The following is a 6,823-nucleotide window of genomic DNA, read 5'->3' as shown; positions in this document are numbered from 1 at the left end:
CCGTTGCAGTCCCAGATCTGCGCCTGCGCGCCGTTGGCCTGCGACGCCCCGCTGACGTCCAGGCACCGCCCGGACCCCACACCCTTCAGCGCGCTGGTGCTGCCCGACGGCGACGACGGAGAGGGCGAGGGGGTGGAGGTGCCGTTGCGGACTCCGGCGGAGGCCATCACGGACTGGGCGCCCGCGGGCCACTGCCCGTTGGTGACGGTCACGTTGTTGTTGACGATGTTGCCGCGGTCGCCGTTGGTGATGTTGGTGCTGCCGTTGGTCGACCAGTTGCCGGTGACGGTGAAGTTGCCCATGTTCTCACCGCCCCAGTAGTTGGCGGTGGCCCAGGTGCCGGTGTTGGAGAAGACGTTGTTCCTGACGGTGTAGTACTTGGAGCCCTCATCGAAGTAGAGCCCGAACCAGCCGTTGGTCCGCAGGCAGTAGTTGTCGCTGATCAGCGCGTTCGGGTTCCACGACAGGGTGTAGATGCATCCGCCGTCGGTCATCTGCTGCATGACGTCGTGCACGTAGTTGCCGACGAGCTTGTTGCCCGAGGCCGTGGTGGCCGTGGTGTAGCGCGGCTGGTAGTTGTACAGACCCCGGTTGGCGTACTGGGTGTTGCCGCCGGGCTCGTTGGCGCCCCACCCGTACCCGATCGACATGCCGGTGTAGGGCATGTTGTAGACCTCGTTGTGGGACACGTCGGTGGTGGTGACGTAGGTGGTCAGGACCGAGACGATGCCCCGGTAGTCCAGCCCGAGGTCGTGGATGCGGTTGTCGGTGATGGTGATGTTGCGGTTGACCATCCGCTGGTCGCTGGGGTGGTGGGCGTCGGCGCGCACGCCGCCGACCACGACGCCGCCGGCCGAGTTGCGGGCGATCTCGGACCGGGTGACCGTGATGTCGCTGGCGCCCAGGCCGACTCCGCTGGCGTGGGCGTTGGCGTCGTTGCCGATGCCCACGGCCGTCTGGCCCAGGTTGACGAACTGCGAGTCGGAGAAGGTGATGTGGTCGGCCGCCGACACCTGCACCGCCGCGGGCATCTGGGCCCAGTTCGGCCGGGTGGACTCGAACTGCTGGCAGCCCTCCTGGCAGGAGCTGGGCAGGTCGCCGGGCCAGTTGGAGTTGCCCGCGATGTAGGCGCCGGTCTGCTGGTCGGCGAAGCCCTGGTTGCTGCTGGGCCCGAGCCAGCTGGTGCCGGTGAAGGTGATGCCGCTGAAGGCGATGTGGTGCGCGGGCGCGTCGTAGGTGCCCCCGACGTTCACCAGGGACTGCAACACCGGCAACTCCACGCTGGTGCTGCTCATGTTCTGCCCGGAGAGAGGAATGTAGGACAGCACGCCGGTCGAGGGGTTGATGTACCACTCACCCGGCGCGTCGAGGAACTCGTAGGCGTTCTCGATGTAGAGCGGCCCGGCCCGGTGCGGGGTGGTGAACGTGTCGTACCCGAAGATGTTGTTGCTCCAGCTGGGCTGCTGCATCGTGATGAAGTTGCCGCTGATGCTCTGCACCCGCACGTACCGGTCGGTGAACGAACCGACGCTCTCCAGCTCGACCCTGTTCTGGCCGGCCAGGTTGTTCAGATAGCTCAACGCGCTGCTGCTGAACCGCAGACCGGTGCCGGTCGCGGTGAAGTCGGACCGGTTCACCTGGGTACGCGCGCGCGTGGCGAGGGCGCCGTTGACGTACAACTGCCGGGTGTCGATCCCGGCGCCGACGTTGGCCTGCCAGATGTTCTTCGCCTGGTTGGCGAGCGTCCAGCCGGTGACCGCCCGGGCGCCGCTGATGACGGGATGCGCCGACGGGGCCGCCTGCCACACGACCCGATATCCGTTGGTGCCGGAGTCGGCGGCGGTCAGCCGCAGTGGCGCGGAGAGCCGGTACACCCCGTCGGCCAACTCGACGACGATGTCACCCGACATCGCCCCGTTCAGCGACCGCACCGCCGTCTGCGCCCCCGACAGCGAACACGGCTGAGCCGACGAACAGGTGCTGCCGGTGCCCGAAGGCGAAACGTACAGGGTGGTGGTGGCGGCACGGGCCGCCGTGGCCGATGCGAGGACTGTCATCGCCGCGGTCAGCGCCGCGATGACGAGACCAACCAGAAGCGGCCTCAACACCGCGACAGGTGGGGACGGATGCTCAATTCGATCGGTCACGTGCTTCTCCATGGTGGTGCGGCCCTCACGTGCCACCACGAGGGGCCGGGTGGAGTGAGGTGATGGAAGCCGACGTGGCCGACCACGGTGGGGAGGCATGCGACACGCCTCCACACACCCGCCGTGTGGTCCAGCCGCAGGGGCCCGGAAGACGCATCCTCCGGGTGCTCAGCACCAATTACGGGTGCGAGCACCGAGGCCCGTCAAGACCTTAAGAACACTTAATTTTCACGGCAGGCATGTAAACGTCATCTCGTCGTAACGATCAGAAGTCTCTGATCAGCGGAAACTCGCGCGGGCATTCCCGCACGGGCGGATCGCCTGGCATGAATCGCGATGATGTTTCGTACTCACGACGCCGCGTCCCGGACAGCCTGCGGGTGACATGGCCCGCAGAGTCATACTTTTACTGCGATCGTGAGGAGGAAGCACGGTGACCGACACCCAGCGTGAGGGCGGATACCGGCCGGGCTATGAGGTGGCGGCCGAGCAGGTGCTGGAGCTCATCGCCCGGCTGGGCCTGCGACCGGGCGACCGCATGCCGACCGAGAACGACCTGGCCCGGCAGCTGGGCACCAGCCGCACCGTCGTCCGTGAAGCCGTGAAGATCCTGTCCGCGCTCGGCCGCGTACGCGCCCAAAAAGGCCGGGGCCTGTACGTCGCCGACGACGAGGGAATGCTCGGCACCGGACGGATGGCCTCCGTCTTCCTGCCCACCGACCTCGACCACATCTACATGCTGTTCGAGTTCCGCCGCACCCAGGAAACCGAGACCAGCCGCCTTGCCGCCCGCCGCGCCACCCCCGCCGAACTGCGCGCCATCGAAGAAGCCGCCACCGTCTGCCGCCACGGATTCGAAACCGGACGCGAAGACCTGTTCAACCACGGCGACGACACCTTCCACACCGCCATCGCCACCGCCTCACACAACATGTTCCTCCAGATCGCCGTACGCGAAGCCCGCCGCCTGCAGGCACAATCCAGCCTCATCGGAATGCACGGCTCGGTCGGCGGCCACGCCGCCAAAGCCGTCGAAGAACACGACGCCATCTACCAGGCCATCCGCGCCGGCGACCCCGAAGCAGCCGCCCACGCCGCCGCCACCCACATCGACAACACACTCGACGACTACCGCAGAGAGATCCAGCAGCGCCTGTTCCGCTCGGCCGGCTGAGCCGTCCAGCCGCCCCCGTCGCTGGAGTGCCTCCACAGCCATGGATGCGAACCGCTTCGATGAAGTGATCATGATCGGGACGCGGGCGGGCTGAGGGCACCGGTCCGCTCGAGGCGGTCTGTGAATCTTTCATTCACGCGCGACCGGCAGGGGACCGCGAGCGTCCCTGCTGAGAGCCGCAGCGCGGACTCCAGGCCCTTACCTGGCCCGAAAAGAGGGGGAATGAGATTCTTGACACGCGCGTCGCCCGTCGTATTTGCTTCGCTGCATCCCGCCACCCCCCAATCCGTCGGCAGGAAGGAACGAGTCAAGTCCCTGTCAATCTGTTAGCGCTAACAAACCCGTAATCGCCGCCAGGAGGCAATAAGGGGCTGGGTTCCGTCGCCCGGTCGAGGCGAATCGGTTCGTGGACCTTTTGCGAGGAGGTTCAGAGCAGACGCTCGCCGATGCGGTGTGACCTGGATGGTGATCCACCGACGTCGCGGCTCGCCGCGTACGACGGCGTGAGGCGCACCGCCGGCGTTCCGGGCTGCAGCCGGACTTCTCATCCGCTGTCCGCGACCCCTTCCTCCTTCTTGCATGCGCCTTCGTGCGCGGATCGGGTCCGCGACCGGGACCCGACATCGCCTCGGTCCCCACGCTACGGACGACGCCTGATCGGCACCGAGCGCAAGGATCGAGGAGCGGCCGGCTCCCGCGGCCCAGCCGTCCACTGCGGGCTGTTCCCGCAGTGACCCGCCGCATGGGACACGACCGCCTATCGCCGGCTCCGGCGAGGCTGCCCGGATTCAGCACGTGGCTGTCTCCGCCGTGCCTTCCCCCCAAGGAGTGAAAGCAATGGGTTCTTCGTCCGTTGACCTGTCGGGCCATGCGGCTCGCGGGCGGCGCTCACCGGCGGCCGTCGCTGCCTGCCTCGTGGCGGCGCTTGCGGCCCTTCTCGCCACCGCCCTGACATGGTCGGCACCGGCATCGGCGGCGATGGCGCCGCTGGTCAGCGCGTCCTCAGGGCGCTGCCTGGACGTTGCGGGCAACACCGATGCGCTGGGCGCCGCCCTGCAGATCTGGGACTGCAACGGCCAGGCCAACCAGGCGTTCGAGTTCACCTCGGCCGGCGAGCTGCGGACGTTCGGCGGCACGCGGTGCGTGGACGCGTACGGCCAGGGGACGTCGAACGGCACGAAGGTCGTCATCTGGTCCTGCAACGGGCAGAACAACCAGAAGTGGCGCCAGAACGCCGACGGGTCCATCACCGGGGTCCAGTCCGGTCTGTGCCTGGACGTGTACCAGGCGGCCACGGCCAACGGGACCGCGGTCGCCCTGTGGACCTGCAACGGGCAGAGCAACCAGAGGTGGACCGTCGCGGGAGGCGGGCCCACCACGTCGCCGACTCCGCCCACGTCGCCGAGCCCGCCGCCGCCCGGCTCGCGTCCGTGTGACATCTACGCCGCCGGCGGCACACCGTGCGTGGCCGCCCACAGCACCACGCGGGCGCTCTACAACGCCTACAACGGCAACCTGTACCAGGTGCGGCGTTCCTCCGACAACACGACCAGGAACATCGGCGTCCTGACCGCGGGCGGCGTCGCCAACGCCGCGGCCCAGGACTCCTTCTGCGCCGGCACCACCTGCGTCGTCACCGTCGTGTACGACCAGTCCGGGCGCGGCAACGACCTGTGGTACCAGGGGTCGAGCGTGGTCCCCGGGTCCCCGCAGAGCAAGCCCGCGATCGCGACCACCGAGTCGCTGTCCGTGGGCGGCAACAAGGCCTACTCGCTCTACATCAACCCCGGCAACAGCTACTGGCGTGACGGTCACCTGACCGGCGTGCCGACCGGCAGCGCGCCCGAGGGCATGTACATGGTGACCAGCGGCACGCATGTCAACAGCGGCTGCTGCTTCGACTACGGCAACAGCGAGACCACCCGCAAGGCCGACGCCGCCGGCGCGATGGACGCCATCTACTTCGGCACGAGCTGCTGGTTCGGCGGCTGCTCCGGCTCCGGCCCCTGGGTCCAGGCCGACCTCGAATGGGGGCTCTACCCCGGCGGAAGCCAGTCCTGGAACCCCAACCAGAGAGCCTTCACCAGCAAGTTCGTCACGGCCACGCTGAAGAACAACGGCACCAGCCGATTCGCCATCAAGGGCAGCAACGCGCAGTCCGGCACCCTGTACACCCTCTACGACGGCGCGCTTCCCCCCGGCTACAGCCCCATGAAGAAGCAGGGTGCCATCGTCCTGGGCAGCGGCGGCGACTGCTGCAAGCCCGATGGCGGCGCCAACCTCAGCGCCGGCACTTTCTACGAAGGAGCGATGGTGGCGGGCTACCCCTCCGACGCCACCGAGAACGCCGTACAGGCCGACGTCGTCGCCGCCGGCTACCGCTGACCCCCTAACCGCGCATGGAGTTGCGTATGTTGAGTCACAAATCCCTTTTCGCCGCAATCGCGGCGGCAGCAGTTCTCGTCCTGGGCATAAGCGGCACGGCGCTCGGCGGAACGACGTCGGCCACGCACAGCGCCGTGGCCGCCGCGGCGACCGCCGGGTGCGGCAAGGCCCCGACGCTGGCGAGCGGCGCGCACTCGATTTCGAGCGGCGGCCAGAACCGCAGCTACATCCTGCGGGTGCCCGCCAACTACGACAGCAACCGCCCCTACCGCCTGATCTTCGGGTTCCACTGGAACGGCGGCACCGCCAACGACGTCGACTCCGGCGGAACCGACGGGTACAACTGGTCGTACTACGGACTCAGGCGCCTGGCGGACGCCGCGAACAACGGCACGATCTTCGTCGCGCCCCAGGGCAACGGCAACGGCTGGGCCAACCCCGGCGGCCAGGACGTGACCTTCGTCGACGACATGCTCAGGCAGATCGAGGCCGGCCTGTGCGTCGACACCAGCCAGATCTTCTCCACGGGCTTCAGCTACGGCGGCGGTATGAGTTACGCGCTCGCCTGCGCCCGGGCGTCGGTCTTCCGCGCGGTCGTGGTCTACTCCGGCGCGCAGCTCAGCGGGTGCAACGGCGGCACCCAGCCCATCGCGTACATGGGGGTGCACGGCATCGGGGACCCGGTGCTCAACATCTCTACGGGCCGAGGGCTGCGTGACACGTTCGTCAGGAACAACGGCTGCACCGCGCAGAATCCGCCCGAGCCCAGGTCGGGCAGCCTGACCCACATCGTCACCGCCTACTCGGGGTGCCGGGCCGGGTACCCGGTCGTGTGGGCGGCGTTCGACGGGGGCCACACCCCGGGCCCGATCGACGGGTGCACCTGTGACGGCTGGAGGACCTGGACCTCGGGCGAGGCGTGGAAGTTCCTGACGCAGTTCGACACGACCCCGCCGACCTCGCCCTCTCCCTCGCCGACCGTCTCGCCGACCGTGTCACCGAGCGGCAATCCGCCGGCGACGAGCGCGCTGAAGGGTGTGGGGTCCGGGCGGTGCCTGGACGTCAGCGGGGCGTCGCAGGCCAACGGCGCGCAGGCGCAGATCTGGGACTGCAACGG

Annotated in this window: 4 protein-coding genes; 3 read left to right on the top strand and 1 reads right to left on the bottom strand. The window is 68.4% G+C overall.

Annotated elements, in window-relative coordinates:
• On the bottom strand, positions 1 to 2,147 hold a 2,147-nt coding region (locus tag ABZ860_RS42665), incomplete at its 3' end, for an RICIN domain-containing protein (protein WP_357232537.1).
• Between the two features lie 433 nt (positions 2,148 to 2,580).
• Between ABZ860_RS42665 and ABZ860_RS42660 the strand changes: the two genes are divergently transcribed.
• The 3 genes from ABZ860_RS42660 to ABZ860_RS42650 form a co-directional block, all read left to right on the top strand.
• On the top strand, positions 2,581 to 3,321 hold the full coding sequence (locus ABZ860_RS42660; RefSeq protein ID WP_357232534.1) for an FCD domain-containing protein: 741 nt from the start codon (positions 2,581 to 2,583) through the stop codon (positions 3,319 to 3,321).
• Between the two features lie 837 nt (positions 3,322 to 4,158).
• Positions 4,159 to 5,706, top strand: a complete 1,548-nt coding sequence (locus ABZ860_RS42655) for an arabinofuranosidase catalytic domain-containing protein (RefSeq protein ID WP_357232531.1) — start codon at positions 4,159 to 4,161, stop codon at positions 5,704 to 5,706.
• A gap of 26 nt (positions 5,707 to 5,732) precedes the next feature.
• Positions 5,733 to 6,823, top strand: a 1,091-nt coding sequence (locus ABZ860_RS42650; RefSeq protein ID WP_357232528.1) for a hypothetical protein, incomplete at its 3' end; no start/stop codon positions are given.

It is taken from the genome of Microbispora sp. NPDC046973 (assembly GCF_040644495.1).
Lineage (GTDB): Bacteria > Actinomycetota > Actinomycetes > Streptosporangiales > Streptosporangiaceae > Microbispora.
Note: the sequence above shows the minus strand (reverse complement) of the source record. Positions and strands in the feature narration are given on the sequence as shown.